The 18,142-nt window shown below is 69.0% G+C and carries 19 protein-coding genes; 7 read left to right on the top strand and 12 right to left on the bottom strand.

From position 1 onward, the window contains the following. The first annotated feature begins 39 nt into the window (after positions 1-39). Positions 40-1,287, top strand: a complete 1,248-nt coding sequence (locus DDF62_RS19510; RefSeq protein WP_116490614.1) for a PQQ-dependent sugar dehydrogenase — start codon at positions 40-42, stop codon at positions 1,285-1,287. 4 nt (positions 1,288-1,291) lie between these two features. Here DDF62_RS19510 and DDF62_RS19505 read toward each other — a convergent pair whose 3' ends face one another. The 4 genes from DDF62_RS19505 to DDF62_RS19490 all read right to left on the bottom strand — a co-directional run bounded on the left by DDF62_RS19505 (position 1,292) and on the right by DDF62_RS19490 (position 3,437). Further along, on the bottom strand, positions 1,292-1,660 hold the full coding sequence (locus DDF62_RS19505; protein ID WP_101719401.1) for a hypothetical protein: 369 nt from the start codon (positions 1,658-1,660) through the stop codon (positions 1,292-1,294). 66 nt (positions 1,661-1,726) lie between these two features. Continuing rightward, on the bottom strand, positions 1,727-2,845 hold the full coding sequence (locus tag DDF62_RS19500) for an NAD(P)/FAD-dependent oxidoreductase (protein ID WP_116490613.1): 1,119 nt from the start codon (positions 2,843-2,845) through the stop codon (positions 1,727-1,729). Then, on the bottom strand, positions 2,842-3,129 hold the full coding sequence (locus DDF62_RS19495; RefSeq protein ID WP_116490612.1) for a type II toxin-antitoxin system RelE/ParE family toxin: 288 nt from the start codon (positions 3,127-3,129) through the stop codon (positions 2,842-2,844). The genes DDF62_RS19500 and DDF62_RS19495 overlap by 4 nt, the downstream gene beginning before the upstream one ends. Continuing rightward, positions 3,126-3,437 carry a hypothetical protein gene (locus DDF62_RS19490; RefSeq protein ID WP_116490611.1) on the bottom strand — a complete coding sequence of 104 codons (312 nt, stop codon included), beginning with the start codon at positions 3,435-3,437 and terminating at the stop codon, positions 3,126-3,128. Before DDF62_RS19490 ends, DDF62_RS19495 begins: the two co-directional genes overlap by 4 nt. 147 nt (positions 3,438-3,584) lie before the next feature. On the opposite strand from DDF62_RS19490, the gene DDF62_RS19485 reads away from it, so the two are divergent. Next, a complete protein-coding gene (locus DDF62_RS19485) occupies positions 3,585-4,373 on the top strand; it encodes a TonB family protein (protein WP_116490610.1) in 789 nt (262 codons plus the stop codon). 10 nt (positions 4,374-4,383) lie between these two features. On the opposite strand, the gene DDF62_RS19480 is transcribed toward DDF62_RS19485, so the two are convergent. Then, entirely contained in the window at positions 4,384-7,830 is a 3,447-nt protein-coding gene (locus DDF62_RS19480; protein ID WP_116490609.1) for an indolepyruvate ferredoxin oxidoreductase family protein, read from the bottom strand. Positions 7,831-7,972: 142 nt separating this feature from the next. Between DDF62_RS19480 and DDF62_RS19475 the strand changes: the two genes are divergently transcribed. From DDF62_RS19475 to DDF62_RS19455, 5 genes are all read left to right on the top strand, one after another. Further along, positions 7,973-8,470 carry an Lrp/AsnC family transcriptional regulator gene (locus tag DDF62_RS19475; protein WP_116490685.1) on the top strand — a complete coding sequence of 166 codons (498 nt, stop codon included), beginning with the start codon at positions 7,973-7,975 and terminating at the stop codon, positions 8,468-8,470. 113 nt (positions 8,471-8,583) lie between these two features. Next, positions 8,584-8,928, top strand: coding sequence for an Mpo1-like protein (locus tag DDF62_RS19470; RefSeq protein WP_116490608.1), 345 nt, complete (start codon positions 8,584-8,586; stop codon positions 8,926-8,928). A gap of 88 nt (positions 8,929-9,016) precedes the next feature. Next, positions 9,017-9,514: a bactofilin family protein gene (locus tag DDF62_RS19465; protein ID WP_116490607.1), complete on the top strand. Its 498-nt coding sequence runs from the start codon at positions 9,017-9,019 to the stop codon at positions 9,512-9,514. Positions 9,515-9,596: 82 nt separating this feature from the next. Beyond that, the gene (locus tag DDF62_RS19460; protein ID WP_116490606.1) at positions 9,597-10,112 is read left to right on the top strand and encodes a DUF3617 family protein; all 516 of its coding nucleotides are present in this window, start codon (positions 9,597-9,599) and stop codon (positions 10,110-10,112) included. 148 nt (positions 10,113-10,260) lie between these two features. Then, entirely contained in the window at positions 10,261-10,572 is a 312-nt protein-coding gene (locus DDF62_RS19455; protein WP_116490684.1) for a hypothetical protein, read from the top strand. Between the two features lie 73 nt (positions 10,573-10,645). On the opposite strand, the gene DDF62_RS19450 is transcribed toward DDF62_RS19455, so the two are convergent. The 7 genes from DDF62_RS19450 to DDF62_RS19420 all read right to left on the bottom strand — a co-directional run bounded on the left by DDF62_RS19450 (position 10,646) and on the right by DDF62_RS19420 (position 18,142). After that, positions 10,646-11,215: a DUF3035 domain-containing protein gene (locus DDF62_RS19450; protein ID WP_101719410.1), complete on the bottom strand. Its 570-nt coding sequence runs from the start codon at positions 11,213-11,215 to the stop codon at positions 10,646-10,648. Positions 11,216-11,341: 126 nt separating this feature from the next. Next, entirely contained in the window at positions 11,342-11,851 is a 510-nt protein-coding gene (gene lspA / locus DDF62_RS19445) for a signal peptidase II (RefSeq protein WP_116490605.1), read from the bottom strand. Positions 11,852-12,063: 212 nt separating this feature from the next. Further along, positions 12,064-14,973, bottom strand: a complete 2,910-nt coding sequence (ileS, locus tag DDF62_RS19440; protein WP_116490604.1) for an isoleucine--tRNA ligase — start codon at positions 14,971-14,973, stop codon at positions 12,064-12,066. 320 nt (positions 14,974-15,293) lie between these two features. Continuing rightward, entirely contained in the window at positions 15,294-16,046 is a 753-nt protein-coding gene (locus tag DDF62_RS19435) for a YebC/PmpR family DNA-binding transcriptional regulator (protein WP_116490603.1), read from the bottom strand. 120 nt (positions 16,047-16,166) lie between these two features. After that, on the bottom strand, positions 16,167-16,583 hold the full coding sequence (locus tag DDF62_RS19430; RefSeq protein ID WP_116490602.1) for an organic hydroperoxide resistance protein: 417 nt from the start codon (positions 16,581-16,583) through the stop codon (positions 16,167-16,169). Between the two features lie 116 nt (positions 16,584-16,699). Next, on the bottom strand, positions 16,700-17,521 hold the full coding sequence (locus DDF62_RS19425; RefSeq protein WP_101719415.1) for a TIGR00282 family metallophosphoesterase: 822 nt from the start codon (positions 17,519-17,521) through the stop codon (positions 16,700-16,702). A 6-nt stretch (positions 17,522-17,527) separates the two neighbouring features. Continuing rightward, entirely contained in the window at positions 17,528-18,142 is a 615-nt protein-coding gene (locus tag DDF62_RS19420; protein WP_116490601.1) for a 5-formyltetrahydrofolate cyclo-ligase, read from the bottom strand.

The raw sequence follows: 18,142 nt of genomic DNA, 5'->3' as shown, positions 1-18,142 counted from the left end.
CCCTCGCCCCTCGGACGAAAAGCCGGTTATGGTCGCCGCATGCGTTCCTCCCTGCTCTTCGCCGCCTCCGCCCTGCTCGCCATCGCCGCCTGCGGCCCCGGCGAGGCCCAAGACAGCAGCGCCCCGGCGGTCACCGCCGACGGCGGCCCGGTCGAGACCCGCGCGGCCAACGCGCCCGACCAGAAACCCGCCTTCGCCGGCCAGACCCGCGCGCCGCTGAAGGCCGCCGGCGTCGAGTACCAGGTGCAGGTCGTGGCCAAGGGGCTGGACCATCCGTGGGCCATCGCCTTCCTGCCCGACGGCTCGGCCCTGGTGACCGAGAAGGGCGCCGGCCGCCTGCGGATCCTGGCCAGGGACGGCAAGCTGTCGCCCGCCGTGGCCGGCCTGCCGGCGGTGGACGTCAACGGCCAGGGCGGCCTGCTGGGCCTGGCGATCGATCCGCACTACGCCGAGAACGGCCTCGTCTACTGGAGCTACGCCGAGCCCCGCGACGGCGGCAACGGCACGGCGGTGGCGCGCGGCAAGCTGGTCCCCGGGGCCGCGCCGAAGCTCGAGAACGTGCAGGTCATCTGGCGCCAGACCCCGACCCTGGCCTCGGCCCTGCACTTTGGCGGACGCCTGGTCTTCGCCCGCGACGGCAACCTGTTCGTCACCACCGGCGAGCGCTCGATCCTCGAAGGCCGTCGCCAAGCCCAGAACCTGGACGGCACGCTGGGGAAGGTGGTGCGGATCAAGCCCGACGGCTCGATCCCCGAAGGCAATCCCTATGCCGCCCAGGCCGGCGCCAAGCCCGAGATCTGGTCGATCGGCCACCGCAACCTGCAGGCCGCCGCCATCAATCCCAAGACCGGCGAGCTGTGGACCGTCGAGCACGGCGCCAAGGGCGGCGACGAGCTGAACATTCCCCGGGCCGGCAAGAACTACGGCTGGCCGTCGATCACCTATGGCGAGGAGTATTCCGGCAAGCCGATCGGCGACGGGATCACCGCCAAGGAAGGCCTGGAACAGCCGATCTACTACTGGGATCCGGTGATCGCCCCCTCGGGCATGGCCTTCTACGAGGGCGCCCTGTTCCCGGCCTGGAAGGGCAGCCTGCTGGTCGGTTCGCTGAAGGAGCACCATATCGCCCGCCTGACGCTGGACGGCGACAAGGTGGTCGGCGAGGAGCGCATCGCCGTCGAGTTCGGCGAACGCATCCGCGATGTCGTCGTCGGCCCCGACGGCGCCGTCTGGGCGGTGACCGACGAGGACGACGGCAAGGTCATCCGGATCGTCCCGAAGGGCTGAGCCCCTAGTCGACCTCGCGGCGGGCGCGCCAGGCCTTGCGGGCCTCGGACGGCTTGCCCTTGACGAGAGCCCCCGCGGCCAGGCCGGCCAGGAACGAGGCGGTCGGGTGGGCCAGGATGATGTCGGCCACCCGCTCCTCGATGGGGGCCTTGCGCTCCTTGGCCTGCTGGTTGGACTGGGCCAGCGCCCAGATCGCCACCACCGCCGCCGCGATCGCCGCGACGATGGCGTGGGCCCAGGCCGCGCCGACCAATGAGGCCAGGAAGGCGAACACCGCCATGGCGCCCGAAATCGCGGCGATCGCCGCCGCCATGACCAGGCCCGCGCCGCGCACCAGGCGCGAAGTCAGCCTGTCGATGAAATCGTCCACCATCGCCCTCTCCGTCGAACAGCCTCTTCGGCTAACGCATGACGCGGGGTTTGGTGTCAGCCAGCCGACTTAAAGCGGTGCGGCGAGCAGGTCGGCCACGGCCTCGCCGATCGCCAGGCTGCTGGTCAGGCCCGGGCTCTCGATGCCGAACAGCGCCACCAGGCCCGCCAGGCCATGGGTGTCGGCGCCGCGCAGCTGGAAGTCGGGCTGGGGCTCGCCTGGGCCATGGATCTTGGGCCGCACGCCGGCGTAGTCGGGGCTGAGCGCGCCGTCGGGCAGGCCCGGCCAGAACTTGCGGATATAGGCGGCGAAGTCCTCGGCGCGGGCCGGATCCACCGAGTAGTCGGGCGCTGACACGTACTCCAGGTCGGGGCCGAACACCGCCTGGCCGCCCATGTCGTTGCGGTAGTGGGTGCCCAGCGCCCCGTGGATCGGCGGCGGATAGACCAGGCGCTGGAACGGCGCCTTGCCCGTCAGGCGGAAATAGACCCCCTTGCCGTAGTGGGCCTTCGGGATCTGGTCCTTCGGAAAGCCCTCGATGGCGGCCGCCACGTCCTGGGCCGACAGGCCCGGCGCGGTGACCAGCAGGCGGCAGGTCAGGGTCGTCGGCTCGGCGCCGCCGGCCCGCACGGAAAAGCCGCCGGCCTCCAGAGGGATCGCGCCCTCGAACGGCGTCGCGATCACCACCGCCCCGCCGGCGGCCTCGATCTCGCCGTGCAGGGCCAGCATGTAGTCATGGCTGGCGAAGACCCCGCTCTCGGGCGACAGCAGGGCGGCATGGGCGTTGAGGCCAGGTTCCAGCGCCTGGGCCTGGGCGCCGGACAACCGCTCCATGCCCTCGACGTCGTTGGCCAGGGCCTGGTCCCAGATGGCGTCGAGCCGGGCGATCTCGTCGTCGCTGGTGGCCACCACCAGCTTGCCGCACTTCTTGTAGGCCACCTTGTGGGCGTCGAGGAACGCATACAGCCGCCGCCGTCCCTGCACGCACAGGCGGGCCTTCAGCGAGCCGGTCGGGTAGTAGAGGCCGCCGTGGATCACCTCGGAATTGCGCGACGACACGCCCTGACCGATGTGCCCCTGCGCCTCCAGCACCGCCACGACCAGTCCCCGCCGCGCCAGGGCGTAGCCGCAGGCCAGTCCCACGGCGCCGGCGCCCACCACGACGGCGTCGAAATCGAAGTCGGTCATTTGAACGCCACCGGCTTACGCGCCCCGTGCCGGACGCCGAGAATGAGAATGTCCCGCTCACGGATGCGGTAGAGGATGATGTAGGGAGGAAGGGTCACGCCCCGAACGTTCGCGCCGAAGGCTGGCTTCAGGCCATACCCTTCCGGTGCATTCGCGAGACTTTGACAGCGCTGCAGCAGGTGAGCGACGAAATCCGAAGCGGCGCGAGGTTTATCCGCCGCGATATCGTCGCCGATGCCCTGGATATCCTTCGCGGCCGAAGCGCTCAGGCGAACAAGCCTCAAGCCCTATCGCCCCGGGCGTCCGCCATCTGTTCGTACCTGCTCTTCAGGGCATGAAGGAACTCGAAGGCGTCGACCTCGCCCATACCCGCGCTCGGATCAGCCTCGACCTCTTCGGCGAGCGCATTGAATGCGGCCTCTCCGCCCAGAAGATCGACCGCACGGAAATGCTCGAGTTCGAGCAACGCCGCCGTCACAGCCTCGTCCAGCGACGCGAACTCCCCGGCCGCGACCCGCGCATCCAGCGCCTCGACGGCGCTGGCGGGCAGGTTCACGGAAACCAGATGGGCTTTCTGCAAAGGCCTGTTCATGGCTGGAAGCCTAGCACGAACCCTAGCCCGCGCCATCCGCTCGCAAGCTTGGCCATTGCCAAAGAGCGCGCAACGTGATCAGCCGGAGATTGTGTCCGGAGCCTCGACGTCCATGCGCATCCTTGTCCTGTCCGCCATCGCCCTGCCCTGCCCTGCGCCCTGCTGGGCGCAACCGCCCAGGCGCAGACGCCGGCCTATCATCGGCTGACCGGCGACCAGGTCATCTGGAACCGCAAGCCCGAAGGCGGAGACATAGCGGCGGCCTATCCCCACGCGGCCAGGGACGCCGAGCGCGGCGGAGCGGCGGTGCTGGAATGCCTGCTCACCCCCAAGGGCGGCGTCGCCGACTGCGTGGTGCTGGCCGAATCCGAGCCCGCCTTCGGCGAGGCGTCGCTGAGGGTCGTGCGCAAGTTCGGTTTCGACCCGCGCAAGGCGCCGCCGGAAGCCCTGACCGGGGCCGTCGTGGCGATACCGATCAGCTGGGGCGCGCCCCAAGCCGTGCCGCCCTCGAACCTGGAGTATGTCGCCGGCCGCCGCGCCTATCTGATGACGCCGACCAAGGCCGGCGGGAAGATCGCCTGCGGGACCAAGGCCGCGCCCGACCAGCGCTGCGACCTGCACGACCTGTCCTGGGACAGGCAGCCCTATCTGGAAGACACCGCGACCGCCGTGCGCAGCGTCAACGGCGGCCCTCCCGTCACCGGACTGTTGTGCACCACGCGCCCGGACCGCCAGCTGGACGGCTGCGAGCCTCTCGGCGAACCGACGGACGCGCAGCTGAACGCCATGGACCAGCTGGCCGGGATGTTCACCGCCAAGGCCGAAGCCGACGACAAGACCCCGCTGGCGCAGGGCCGGGTCATGCTGCGGTTCAATTGGCCGGTGCTGCGGCGGGCGGTCGACGCCAGCCGCCTCAGCCCGCCGACCAAGCCCTGACGCCGCCCGCTCAGGCGGCGCCCTCCCACTGCCCCCACAGCTTGGCCGCGGTCGCCTTGGCCTTCTCGACGGCCGCTTCCTTGACGTGGCCGTAGCCGCGGATCTCGGACGGAACCTGGGCCAGCTTCACCGCCAGGGCCTTGTTCTCGGCCCGCAGGCCGGCGGTAAGCCGATCCAGCGTGACCTCGTAGTCGGCGACCAGGCCGCGCTCCATCCTGCGCTCCTCGGTCTTGCCGAAGATGTCGAAGGCCCCGCCGCGCAGGCCCTTCATCCGGGCGATGGCCGGGAAGGCCAGGTCCAGCATCCAGCCGCCGAAGGCGATCTTCCTGGGCTTGCCGTCCTTGCCCTTGGGGGCGATCAGCGGCGGCGACAGCCAGACCTTGGCCTTGCCGCCCTTGAAGGTTCCGGCCAGTTCCTGGGCGAAGCGGCCATCGGTATAGAGGCGGGCGACCTCGTACTCGTCCTTGTAGGCCATCAGCCTGTAGAGGTTGGTCGCCGCCGCGCGGGTCAGCGGCAGGTCAGCCCCCTCGCCGACCACCGCGACCTCGGCATGCCGCACCTTGGCGATGCGCTCGGCGTAGCGGGCCGCGTAGTGGGCGTCCTGGTAGGCGACCAGGTCCTCGACCCGGCGGGCGATCAGGCCGTCCAGCGGCTCGGTCTCGGGCGCGACGACCGCGACCGGCTTGTCGCCGGCCGCGGCCGGGTCGAAGGCGATCTGGCGGCCCAGCTCGAAGGCCTGCAGGTTGGCCTCGGCGTCCACTCCGTTCAGCTTGATGGCGCGGTAGAGGGCGCGGCTGGAGACCGGGATCACCCCGCGCTGCCAGGCGAAACCGACCATGATCATGTTGGCGTAGATGGCGTCGCCGAACCGGGCCTCGGCCAGGCGCTGGGCCGGGCAGGCGTCGAAGGCCTTGGTGGCGGCCTTCACACGGCGCGCCATGGCCCCGCCGTCGAACTTCACGTCGCGGCTGGTGACGAAGTCGGCCGTCGGCGCGAAGTCGCTGTTGCCGAAGGCGATGGTGCGGTCCTTGGCGTACAGCGCCAGGGCCTCGGGACTGGCGGCGACCAGCAGGTCGCAGGCGATCAGCACGTCGGCGCTAGCGGCGGGCACGCGGCCGCCGACCACGGTGTCCTCCAACTCGCCGATCTTGACGTGGCTGAACACCGAGCCGCCCTTCTGGGCCAGGCCCGTCATGTCGACCACGCTGCCGGCGCGGCCGTCGACATGGGCGGCCATGGCCAGGATGGAGGCCACGGTCGTGACCCCGGTCCCGCCGACGCCGGTGAAGATGATCCGGCGCACGCCGTGGAACTCTTCGAAGGCCGGCAGCGGCGTGGAATCGGCCGATAGCGGCGCGGGCTTGGCCTTCTCCCCGGCCTTCTCGGCCCCTTCCAAGGTTACGAAGGACGGGCAGAAGCCCTCCAGGCACGAATAGTCCTGATTGCAGCTGGACTGGTTGATCTTGCGCTTGCGGCCAAACGCGGTGTCGAGCGGTTCCACCGACACGCAGTTGGACTTCACCGAGCAGTCGCCGCAGCCTTCGCAGACCAGCGGATTGATGAACACCTTCTGGGTCGCCTTGGCCATGGTCCCGCGCTTGCGGCGACGGCGCTTCTCGGTGGCGCAGGTCTGGTCGTAGAGCAGCACCGTCGTCCCGGGGGTGTCGCGCAGCGCCTTCTGCACGGTCATCAGCTCGGACCGCGGGAACACCTCGACCCCGGGGGCCAAGTCGGTGACCCCGGCATAGCGTTCCAGTTCGTCGACGACGATGACCGTCTTGGTCACGCCCTCGCTGGCCAGCTGGCGGGTGATCTGGGCCGGGGTGAAGCCGCTTTCGGCGCGCTGGCCGCCGGTCATGGCCACGGCGTCGTTGAACAAGAGCTTGTAGGTGATGTTGGCCCCGGCCGCGACGGCGGCGCGGATGGCCAGAGAACCCGAGTGGTTGTAGGTGCCGTCGCCCAGGTTCTGGAAGACGTGCTTCTCGGTCGTGAAGGGGGCTGCGCCCACCCAGGTCAGGCCCTCACCGCCCATATGGGTGTTGAGGTCGGTCGAAGGGTCGTTGAAGCCGGCCATGTAGTGGCAGCCGATACCCGCCAGCGCGCGGCTGCCTTCCGGCAGCTTGGTCGAGGTGTTGTGCGGGCAGCCCGAACAGAAGAACGGCTTGCGGGCTTGGTCCGAGGCCAGGCTGACGGCGGCGACGCCGGCGGCCGAGACCCGGTTCAGATAGGCGCGCGCCCGCTCCATGTGCGGCCCGTCGGGCAGGCGGTCATAGATGGCCAGGGCGATCTCGGCCACCGACAGTGAGCCCAGCTCGGACAGCAGCGGATGGCCCTTCTCGTCGGTCTTGCCGATGATGCGCGGGCGGGCCTGGGCGGGCAGGTCGTAGAGCGCGGCCCGGGCCTGGGGCTCGATCAAGGCGCGCTTGTGCTCGATGACCATCAGGGTCTCGAGGCCGGCGGCGAAGGCGCGCAGGCCCAGCGGCTCCAGCGGCCAGGGCATGCCCACCTTGTAGACCGAGACGCCCAGGTCGGCGGCTTCCTGCAGGCTCATGCCCATGGCCGAGAAGGCCTCCAGCACGTCCTTGTAGGCCTGGCCCTGGCAGACGATGCCAAGGCGGGCCTTGCCGACCTTTACATGCGAGGCGCCCAGCACCACGCGGTCGATCTGGTTGGCGCGGGCGAAGGCCAGGGCGGCGGGGATCTTGTGGAGGCGGAGGCGGCGCTCCTTCTCCATCGGCTGGTCCTTCAGCCGGATGCCCAGGCCGCCGGGCGGCATGGCGAATTCGGGAATGACCGCCTGGTGGCGACCCAGCGAGACGTCGATGGTGACGCCCGAGTCCATGGTGTCGGCCAGGGCGATCAGGCCGGTCCACAGCCCTGAAAAGCGCGACATGGCGATGCCGAGGATGCCGTAGTCCAGCACCTCCTGCACGTCGGCCGGCGACAGCACGGGGATCTCGAAGTCCTGGAAGGCGAACTCCGACTGCGACGGCAGGGTCGAGCTCTTGCAGGCGTGGTCGTCGCCGGCCACGGCCAGGACGCCGCCGGTCGGGAAGGTCCCGGCGAAATTGGCGTGCTTGAAGACGTCGCCGGTGCGGTCGACGCCCGGCGCCTTGCCGTACCACATGCCAAAGACGCCATCGTGCGTCGCGCCGGGGAAGAGGTTGGCCTGCTGGCTGCCCCAGACGGCGGTGGCGGCAAGGTCTTCGTTCAGGCCTTCCTTGAAGACCACGTCGTGCGCGGTGAGCAGCTTGTTGATGCGCGCGGCCTGCTGGTCGAGGCCCCCGAGGGGCGAGCCGCGATAGCCCGACACGAAGCCGGCGGTGTTCAGCCCAGCGAGTCGGTCCAGGCGCTTTCTATCGAGCAGCACACGGAGCAGCGCCTGCACGCCAGTGATGAAGGCGCGACCATCTTCGAGCACATATTTGTCGTCGAGCGTGACTTCCGAGTGCCGCATGGCAAAAATTTTCCTCCCGGGTCTTTTCGCCCGTAAGGCAATATCTTATAGAAGCGCGGAAATTGTTTGCCCAAGGCGTGCCCGACTCGGGCGGGCTTTGCGCAAGATCGACGCGTCAAACACCCTCTGGGGGGAGGAATTCTTGTCCGAACAACTCGACGCCGTGGATGCCAAGATCCTGGATCTCATCCAACACGACGCCGGACTGTCCGTCGCCGAGATCGCCGAGCGAGTCGGGCTGTCCTCCAGCCCGTGCTGGCGGCGCATCAAGCGGCTGGAAGACGCCGGCGTCATCCAGCGCCGCGTGACCATCCTGGACCGCGAAAAGCTGGGCCTGGGCTTCGAGGTCTATTGCACCGTGAAGCTGTCGCTGCCGACCAAGGAAAACCTCGAGACCTTCGAGCACGCGGTCGCCAAGTGGGCGGAGGTGGTGCAGTGCGCCACCGTGACCGGCGCGGCCGACTACGAGATGCGCATCGTCACCCGCGACATGCACGCCTTCGACGAGTTCCTGCGCGACAAGATCCTGTCGCTGGGCCTGGTGTCGAACATCGAAAGCCGCATCGTCATCCGCGGCGTCAAGAACTCGACCGCCGTGCCGCTGGGCCTGGTCAGCCCCTACGTCAGCCCGCTGAGCTGAGGCGCATTCGTTCGAGGGCGGTGGGGGCCGCCCTCGAGACCTCTTGCATCCGAAGACGGACCGTCCTCTCCTAGGCGCAAGGTCGAGCCACATCGACCGGGAGGACACGCCCCATGGGCCAGAACGCCGACCAAGCCGGCGAGCACCGCGCCGCGGGCGAGGAGCGCTATCGCACCTTCGCCGACTTCTATCCCTTCTATCTCTCCGAACACCTCAACCACACCAGCCGCCGGCTGCATGTCGTCGGCACGGGACTGGTCATCGTCAGCCTGGTGATGGGCTTCACGGTCAGCCCGTGGTTCTTCCTGGCCGCGCCGCTGGTCGGCTACGGCTTCGCCTGGGTCGGCCACTTCGTGTTCGAGAAGAACCGCCCGGCCACCTTCTCCTATCCGCTCTACAGCCTGATGGGCGATTTCCGGCTGTTCTTCGAGACCGTGGCGGCCCGCCGCCCCTGGTGACGACAGAAACCGAGACGGGGCTTTCCGACTGGCGCCGCGCTTGCTGCTCAAGCTGGCAAGCGACCCAATTCGAGAAAGCCGCCGCCTCATGTTCCAGAAGAAGAAAGACGCCCCCGCCCCGCTGGCCCTGGAGCCGCTGGCGGCCGCTCCGACGCCCGCGCCGCCGGCCCAGGCCGCTCCGGCCCCGCCGCCGCGCCCCAAGCCCGCCTCGCTGATCGCCCAGGGCCTGACCATCCGCGGCGACGTGTCGGGCGACGGCGAACTGCATCTGGACTGCGTGGTCCAGGGCGACATCAAGGTCGGCAAGCTGGTCCTGGGCCCCAACGGCCGCGTGGAGGGTTCGATCGCCGCCCAGGCCGTCGAGATCCACGGCAAGGTGATCGGGGCCGTCGCCGCCCGCCAGGTGCGCCTCTACGGCACGGCCAAGGTCGAGGGCGACATCGCCCACGAGCAGTTGGCCATGGAAAGCGGCGCCGACTTCCAGGGTCGCAGCGTCAAGTTCACGCGCCCCGCGCCGCAGCCGGCCCCTGCCCCCGCGGCCCAGGCTCCGGTCGCGCCCGCGACTTACGCGCCCGCCGTCGGCTGACCCCCTGGCAACCGGGCGGCGCGTCCGCGTATTGTTCGGACCGAGGCGCCTGACCGCGCCCCGCTTCTCGGGACAGTAGCCGATGACCACCGCCGCCCGCCTCGCCCTGTTCCTGGCCGTCCTCGCGGCGGCAGGCTGTTCGCGCAACGACGACAAGGCCGCCGCCCCGGCGGCCGGCGCCAGCACGCCCTCGGCCCAAAGCGAGGCCGCGCCCACGGCCGGCGGTCCCAGGCCGCTGCGCGCCGGTCTCTGGAAGACCACCGCCGGCACGCCCAGCGGCGAGCAGAGCACCACCCAATGCATCGGCGAGGGCCATGACCCCACCGCCGAGGCCGCCAAGGCCGCGCCGTGCGGCCAGCCGCAGGTCACCCCGGTCATCGACGGCTTCACCCTGGAGCTGACCTGCCGCAAGGACGCCATCACCTACAGCCTGGCCGGCGTGGTGAAGGGCGACTTCCAGACCCGCACCACCACCGACCTGGAAATGAAGGTTCAGGCCTACGGCGCGTCCAAGACGATGCGGCTGCACAGCGAGAGCGTCTATGTCGGCCCCTGCGAGGCCAAGGACCATCAGGCGCCGCCGCAGCCCAAGGAATAGGCGCCGAGCTTAGCCAAAATACCTTATGTGGCGCCCGCGCCACAAACTCCGAGCTTCGCGGAGAACGTCGCTTTTTTACAGGAACAGCAAGGCTTGTAGGTTCATTGTCATCGCATGGGGGTTCCGTGAGTTCGAGGAGCCGATGACGATGAGCGGTCCGCATCTGACCGTCGTGCCGGAAGAAACCGCCGGCGCCGAAGTCTACAACCTGACCCGCGGGCCGGAGACGACGGCCCAGCGCCTGCAACGCCTGCAACAAGAAGCCCGCCAACTGGCCCGCGAGGAAATCGAGGCCCTGGAACGGGACCTGATCGCGCTGGGCGAACGCGCCGAGCAGATCGCCCACGGCGGCGAGGCCTATGCCGTAGGCCTTCGGGAGATGGCCTCGCGGCTGTCGTCCGACCTGCCGCAGAAGGCCCAGTCGCTGCGCGCCATCCTGGAACGCACGTCTCGCGACTGACCTCGCAAAGCAAACGGCCCGGAAGCAAAGCCTCCGGGCCGTCGAATATCTTTCAGACTGGTCAGCCCCGGGCCTAGAGGCCCGGCAGCTTGATCTTGCCCTGCTTGTCGCGGGTGATGACGATCGCGCCGCCGCCCGTGAGGGTCTTCAGACGCTCTTCCTCGGCGGCCGCGTCGACCGGCACCGGAGCCGTGGCGCCGGCTTCCGCCGCCGTCACCGCGCCGGCGGTCTTGTCGTCCTTGCGCCAGAACATGACCTTCTTGGCGAAGCTCTCGTCCTTGTGGGCAAGGTCGCCGTTCTCGTCGTCGACGACGAAGCGGATCAGCGGGTCGGCCTTGTCGACGCCGGCCTTGGAGACCAGCAGCTTTTCACCGTCGGTGCGGTTGGCGGCCAGGCTCTGGCCCAGCAGCGCCTGACGCGCGGCGCTCTCCGGCTGCAGCTCCTGCGGACGCGGCTCGCCGGGCGCCGGCGGGCGCAGGCTGTAGTCCGGCGGAACGACGAGCGGAGCCTTGGTGACGACGCGGAACTCGTCGGGGACCACCTTGCTCATGCCCAGGGCCTTCGAGGCCGACTGGCAGCCGGCCAGACCGGTGGCGGCCACGGCGGCCAGCACGCTCAGGGTCGCAACCCGGTTGAACTTCATGAACCCATGCTCCAGCGGCCGCCCCCGGGGCCGAAAATCGGACGCCCTCGATACGACATCCGAAGGCGGGCGCCAATGTCCTTCGAATTTGTGGCCTTGCTTGGGCGCTAAGCCCTGGTTTGGCCCCTATTCCGTCTGGTGCGACAGCTTCTTCTCTTCACCGATGAAACTGTCCAGCAACAGGAACGCCACCCCGACGCTGATGCCCGAGTCGGCGACGTTGAACACCCAGGGGAAATAGAGTCGCGACACGTCGATGAAGTCGACGACGTAGCCATAGATCACCCGGTCGATCAGGTTGTTGCCGATCGCTCCGCCGATGATCATGCCCAGGCCCAGGGCCGTCAGCGGCCGCACCGCCTTGCGCGCCCAGACGCCCAAGCCCACCACCACCGCCGCCGAGAAGATCGTCAGCAGCCAGCGGCCCCACTCGGCGTGGTCGCGCAGCAGGCCAAAGCTCATGCCGTAGTTGTGGACCATGGTCAGCTTGACCGGCCCCAGCAGCGAGGCGCTGGAACCCTGGGCCGAGCCCAGCAGGCCCAGCACCCAGAGCTTGGAGATCTGGTCGAGCACCACCGTGGCGACGGCGACGGCGTAGGCGGTCCAGCCCAGGCGGGTGATCTTCAAAGAGGCCACGTTCGTTCTCTCATCCCCGGTCTTCCTTCTCCCCTTGCGGGAGAAGGTGGCCTGCCCCCGGGTCGCGCAAAGCCCGCCCGAGGATAAACTCCGCAGGTCGGATGAGGGGTCGCGCTGGCGGTGCCGTGGCGGCTGACCGCGCCTTCAACCCCTCATCCGTCGCCTGCGGCGACACCTTCTCCCGCAAGGGGAGAAGGATCAATGCGGCGAGCCTAAGCCCTTTGCGCGTCCCAGAAGGCCACGGCGTCGGCGTCGCGAAGGCTAAGCTCCGGATAGCGGGGGTCGGTTCCCACTTCCGGCAGGATGCGCCACGAGCGGGCGCACTTCCTGCCTTCGGCCTTCACCGGATCCACCGACACGCCCTTGACCTCGTCGATCGTGAACGCGCCGCCCTCGCCGGCGACCAGGGTCGCGGCGCTGGTGCGGAACACTTCGGCGGCATCCAGGCCCTCGAAAGCGGCCAGCAGTTCGGCGTCGGCGATGTAAACCACCGGCGCGGCCTCCAGAGCCGAACCGATGCGCTTTTCGCGGCGCTCGACTTCCAGGGCCCCGGTGACGACGCCGGTGACGGTCTCGACCTTGGCCCAGCGCGCGGCCTCGGCCTGGTTTTCCCACGCCGCCGGGGTCTGCGGGATCACCCGCAGGGTCACCGGGCCGGCCTCGGGGAAGCGGGTGACCCAGGCCTCTTCCATCGTGAAGCTGGCCAGCGGGGCCAGCCAGATGGTCAGGCGGTCGAACACGTAGTCCAGCACGGTGCGATAGGCGCGGCGGCGCAGGGCCGTCGGCGCGTCGCAATAGAGGCTGTCCTTGCGGATGTCGAAGAACAGAGCCGACAGGTCGCCCTGGCAGAAATCGACCAGCGGCCGGATCACGTCGCTGAAGCGATAGGACTCGTAGGCGGCCTTCACCTGGCCATCCAGCTCCCACAGACGATGCAGGATAAACTTCTCCAGCGGCGGGAAGTCGGCATAGTCGGTGACGCGCTCTTCCTCGTCGAAGCCGGCCAGGGCGCCCAGCAGGTAGCGCATGGTGTTGCGCAGCTTGCGATAGGCGTCCGTGGTGGTGGCCAGGATCGTCTTGCCGATCCGCTGGTCTTCCGAATAGTCGACCATGGCCGCCCACAGCCGCAGGATCTCGGCGCCGGACTCCTTGGTGATCGCCTGGGGCTCGATCGTGTTGCCCTTGGACTTGGACATCTTCTCGCCGTTCTCGTCCATGGTGAAGCCATGGGTCAGGACGGCCTTGTAGGGCGCACGGCCCCGGCTGCCGCAGCCTTCGAGAAGCGACGACTGGAACCAGCCGCGGTGCTGGTCGGAGCCTTCCAGATAGAGGTCGGCCGGCCAGGCGCTGTCGTCACGGCCCTCGATGGTGAAGGCGTGGGTGCAGCCGCTGTCGAACCAGACGTCGAGGATGTCGACGACCTTCTCGTACTGGGCCGGATCGTGCGCGCCCAGGAAGTCGGCGTCGGGACGGGTGAACCAGGCGTCGGCCCCGCCTTCGGTGATGGCCGCCCGGATGCGGGCGTTGACCTCGGCGTCGATCAGCGGGTGGCCGGTATGCTTGTCGACGAACATCGCCAGCGGCGTGCCCCAGTTGCGCTGGCGGCTGATCAGCCAGTCGGGACGCGTCTCGACCATCGCGCCGATGCGGTTGCGGCCGGCGTCGGGGTGGAAGGCGGTGTCGGCGATGGCCTGGACGGCCGTCTCGCGCAGGGTCTTGCCGCCGAGGGCCTCGACCTCGTGGTCCATGCGGATGAACCACTGCGGGGTGTTGCGGAAGATCACCGGGGCCTTCGAGCGCCAGCTGTGCGGATAGCTGTGCTCGACACGGCCGCGCGCCAGCAGGTTGCCGGCCTCGATCAGCTTGTCCATCACCGCGCCGTTGGCGGGACCGAACTTGCCGGTCTTCTTGCCCTCGGTCTCGATGACCTTGAGGCCGCCGAACAGGGGCACGTGGGCGTAGTAGGCGCCGTCCGGGTCGACCGTGTCGGGGATCTCGCGATGACCGTGGGCCAGCCACACCTGGTAGTCGTCGGCGCCGTGGCCCGGCGCGGTGTGCACGAAGCCCGTGCCGGCGTCGTCGGTGACGTGGTCGCCGGCCAGCAGCGGCACGGCGAAGCCATAGTGGCTGTCCAGGTCGGCCAGGGGGTGGGCCAGGACCATGCCTTCGCAGTCGACGCTCTCGACCTTCTCGAAGGCGGCGACCTTGGCGGCCTTGAAGACCTCCTCGGCCAGCTTCTCGGCCACGATCAGGCGATCGCCGACCTGGGACCAGGGCGCGAACTCGAGCCCCTCCTCCAGCGCCTTCACCTCGAAGACGGCGTAGGGGATGTCGGGGTTGTAGGAGACCGCGCGGTTGGCCGGGATGGTCCAGGGCGTGGTGGTCCAGATCACCAGCTTGGCGCCGACCGCGGCGTCAGAGCCCTCGACGACCGGGAACTTGACCCAGATCGTGGGCGAGACGTGGTCGTGGTACTCGATCTCGGCGTCGGCCAGGGCCGTGCGCTCGACCGGGCTCCACATCACCGGCTTGGAGCCGCGATAGAGCTGACCGCTCGAGGCGAAGCGGTGGAATTCCTCGACGATCTTGGCTTCCGAGGTGAAGTCCATGGTGGCGTAGCGGTTCCACCAGTCGCCCAGCACGCCCAGGCGCTGGAACTCGACCTTCTGGGCCTCGATCCAGCCGGCGGCGTAGGCGCGGCATTCGCGGCGGAACTCCTCGGCCGGGACCTCGTCCTTGCGGCGGCCCTGGCTGCGGAACTTCTCCTCGATCTTCCACTCGATCGGCAGGCCATGGCAGTCCCAGCCCGGCACGTAGTCGACGTCGTAGCCCAGGGCGAAGCGCGAGCGGACGACGAAGTCCTTGAGGATCTTGTTCAGCGCGTGGCCGATGTGGATCGCGCCATTGGCGTAGGGCGGGCCGTCGTGCAGCACGAACAGCGGCGCGCCGTCGGTCTGGCGCTTGGCGCGGACGGCGCCGTAGAGGCCCTTGTCGGACAGGGCCGCCCAGCCCTCCAGGATCTCGGGCTCCTTCTTGGGCAGGCCCGCGCGCATCGGGAACGGCGTGTCGGGAAGAAAGACGGTTTCGCGGTAGTCGCGGGCGGGCGCGGCGTCGTCGGCCATGGGAAGGCTATCCAGCTCTGGAATGTCGGAAGAAGGCGGGTGGAACCCGGCGCGCGCTGGAGGTCTCGTCCGGCGGCGTCACGCCGGGCGGATAATTCGCACGATCTTCCGAACGAAACTCATGGAGCGAGGGGATAGCAGAGCGGCGCCCGCGCGCAAAGGGGAGCCTGACAAGGAAACGGCCGCTCCAGATGGAGCGGCCGTCTGTTTGGTGCGTGGTCCTAGTCCTTCGACGGGCTCAGGATGAGGACCATTGCAGGCTCGGTCAGCAGAGAACCTCATCCTGAGCTTGTCGAAGGATAAGGTTCCGCCGCGAAGGATCAGCCCAGCTTGGCCAGTTCTTCTTCGCTGATGTCGGCGCTGGAATAGACGTTCTGAACGTCGTCGTCCTCGTCCAGGGCGTCCAGTAGCTTCATCAGGGTGGCGACGCTGTCGCCGGAGACTTCGTTCAGCAGCTTGGGCTTCCAGACGATCTTGGTCGAGGAGGCTTCGCCGAACTTGGCTTCCAGGGCCGAGGACACCTCGTTGAGGTCCTCGAAGGCGGTGTAGACGGTGTGGCCGCCGTCCTCGCCCATGTCGCTCTCGACGTCCTGGGCGCCGGCCTCGATGGCGGCTTCCATCATGGCGTCTTCGCTGGCCTTGGCGGCCGGATACTCGATCTGGCCCAGGCGGTCGAAGTTGAAGGTCACCGAGCCGGTGGCGCCCAGATTGCCGCCGTACTTGGAGAACAGCGAGCGGACGTTGCTGGCGGCGCGGTTTTTGTTGTCGGTCAGCACCTCGACGATCACGCCGACGCCGCCGGGGCCCATGCCCTCGTAGCGGATCTCGGTGTAGTCGGCCGCATCGCCCATCTGCGACTTCTTGATGGCGCGCTCGATGACGTCCTTGGGCAGGCTTTCGGCCTTGGCGTTGTTCACGGCCAGGCGCAGGCGCGGGTTCATGGCCGGGTCGGGCAGGCCGGTCTTGGCCGCCACGGTGATTTCACGCGACAGCTTGGAGAACAGCTTGGAGCGCGCGGCGTCGGCGCGGCCCTTGCGGTGCATGATGTTCTTGAATTTCGAGTGGCCGGCCATTCGGAGGCTCTTCTCTGATCTGACGATGGAATGGGTTGGCGGCGCTTCTACCGCCAGGAGATGCATCTTGTCACCCCAGGGGGCGCTCGCGACCCGCCCATTCCATCGCCGGACGCAGGATCAGGCGACCTTCAGCTCCACCACCACGTTGCCGCGGGTGGCCTTGGAATACGGGCACACCTGGTGGGCCTTGTGCAGCAGATCCTCGGCCACCGCGCGGTCGATCTCGGGGGCATTGAGCGTCAGGCGCACGCCGATGTGGAAGCTGACGTCGTCCTTGATCAGATCCACTTCGCTGTCGAGGCTGTGCTCGCCCAGCTTGACGCTCTGGCTGCGGGCCACCAGCCCGAGCGCGCCGAGGAAGCAGGCCGCATAGCCCGCCGCGAACAGCTGCTCGGGATTGGTCCCCTGCCCGTCGCCGCCCATCGACTTGGGATAGCCCAGCTTGACGTCCAGGTGGCCGTCGTCGGTCTTGGCGGTCCCCTGGCGCCCGCCCACGGCGTGGGCCTTGGCGGTGTAGACGGCGGCGTCGGTCATGGAGGGCTCCTGTGCTTGCCTCGGACGGAGGTTGGGCCCGGGATGATGACGGATGCAAGCGGGAGCGGATTGAAGCTTTTTATCCCTCTCCCGGAGGGGAGAGGGATCGCCAGGTCTCAGACTTCCGGCACGCTCTGCTTCAGCCGCCCGCCGACGCGGATCGGTTCGACGCGGACCGCAAGGCCCGTGCGGTCGTCGGTCTCGACGAACACGCCGCAGACCGTGGCCGGGCCGCTGGCCGGCTGGTAGCGGCCGCCGCTGATCTTGGTGGTGAAGCGCCGCAGGGGCTCTTCCTTCTGGTTGCCGATGACGCTGTCGTAGTCGGCGCAGGCGCCGGCGTCGGTCTGGTAGGCGGTGCCGCCGGTCAGGATCTGGCAGTCGGCGGTCGGCACGTGGGTGTGGGTGCCCACCACCAGGCTGGCGCGGCCGTCGCAATAGTGGCCCATGGCCATCTTCTCGGAGGTGGCCTCGCAGTGCATGTCGACGATCACCGCGTCGGCCACCTGGCCAAGCGGCGCCTTGTCGAGCTCGCGGTCGGCGGCGGCGAACGGGTCGTCCATGGCGTCCATGTGCACCCGGCCCAGCAGGTTGACGACGAAAACCGTCTTTCCTGAGTCCGTCTGGAAGAGGTGGCTGCCGCGCCCCGGGGCGTCGGACAGGATCGGGTAGTTGGCCGGACGGATCAGGCGCGGCTCGCGCACGATGTAGGTCAGCGCCTCGCGCTGGTCCCAGCTGTGATTGCCCAGGGTCAGGCAGTCGGCCCCGGCGTCGAACAGCTCGCGGGCGGTGTTCTCGGTGATGCCGAAGCCCGCGGCGGCGTTCTCGGCGTTGATGATGACGAACTCGAGGCCAAGCTGGCGACGGAGGCCCGGCAGGTGGTCGGCCAGGCCGTCGCGGCCCGACTTGCCGACGACGTCGCCGAAGAAAGCAAAACGCATGATCGATCAGTCCTTTCGGACCTCGATATACTCGTTTTCGGTAAGAATGGCGTCCAATCGTTGATCGTGCCGTTCGTCGGGCAGATTGTGGGTTTCCTGGCCGTGATAGGCCAGCCCCAGGACGAAGGTCTCCTTGCGCCCGCGCAGGGCCTCCAGCGCCCGGTCGTAATAGCCCCCGCCCTGCCCCAGGCGCCGGCCCTCGCGGTCCCAGCCCAGCAGCGGCGCGACCACCAGGTCGGGCTGGACGATGGGGTTTTCGGCGACCGGCGCCACCAGGCCGATGGCGTCGCGCGCCAGCGGCTCGCCCGGCGTCCAGGCGCGGAAGACCATGTGGCCGCCCTTGCCGCGCGGATCGGCGCCCTCGACGCTGGGCAGGGCCAGGCTCCAGCCCTCGCCGGCCAGCCAGTCGGCCAGGGCGCGGGCGGAAACCTCCGAGCCCAGGCCGTGATAGAGCGCGGCGACCTTGCCGTGCGGATCCGGAAAGCGCGCCGACAGCGGCTCGCGCGCCACGTCCACCGCCATCCAGTCGGCTTCGGGATGTTCGAGGGCCAGCTGCTTGCGGCGATTGCGCACGAAGACGCGCAGGGCGGTCTTGGCGGCGGCGGGGTCGGCGATGGTCAT

Source organism: Caulobacter radicis (assembly GCF_003094615.1).
Classification (GTDB): Bacteria; Pseudomonadota; Alphaproteobacteria; order Caulobacterales; family Caulobacteraceae; genus Caulobacter; species Caulobacter radicis.
The sequence above is the reverse complement of the archived record's forward strand: the minus strand, read 5'-3'. Positions and strand labels throughout refer to the sequence as shown.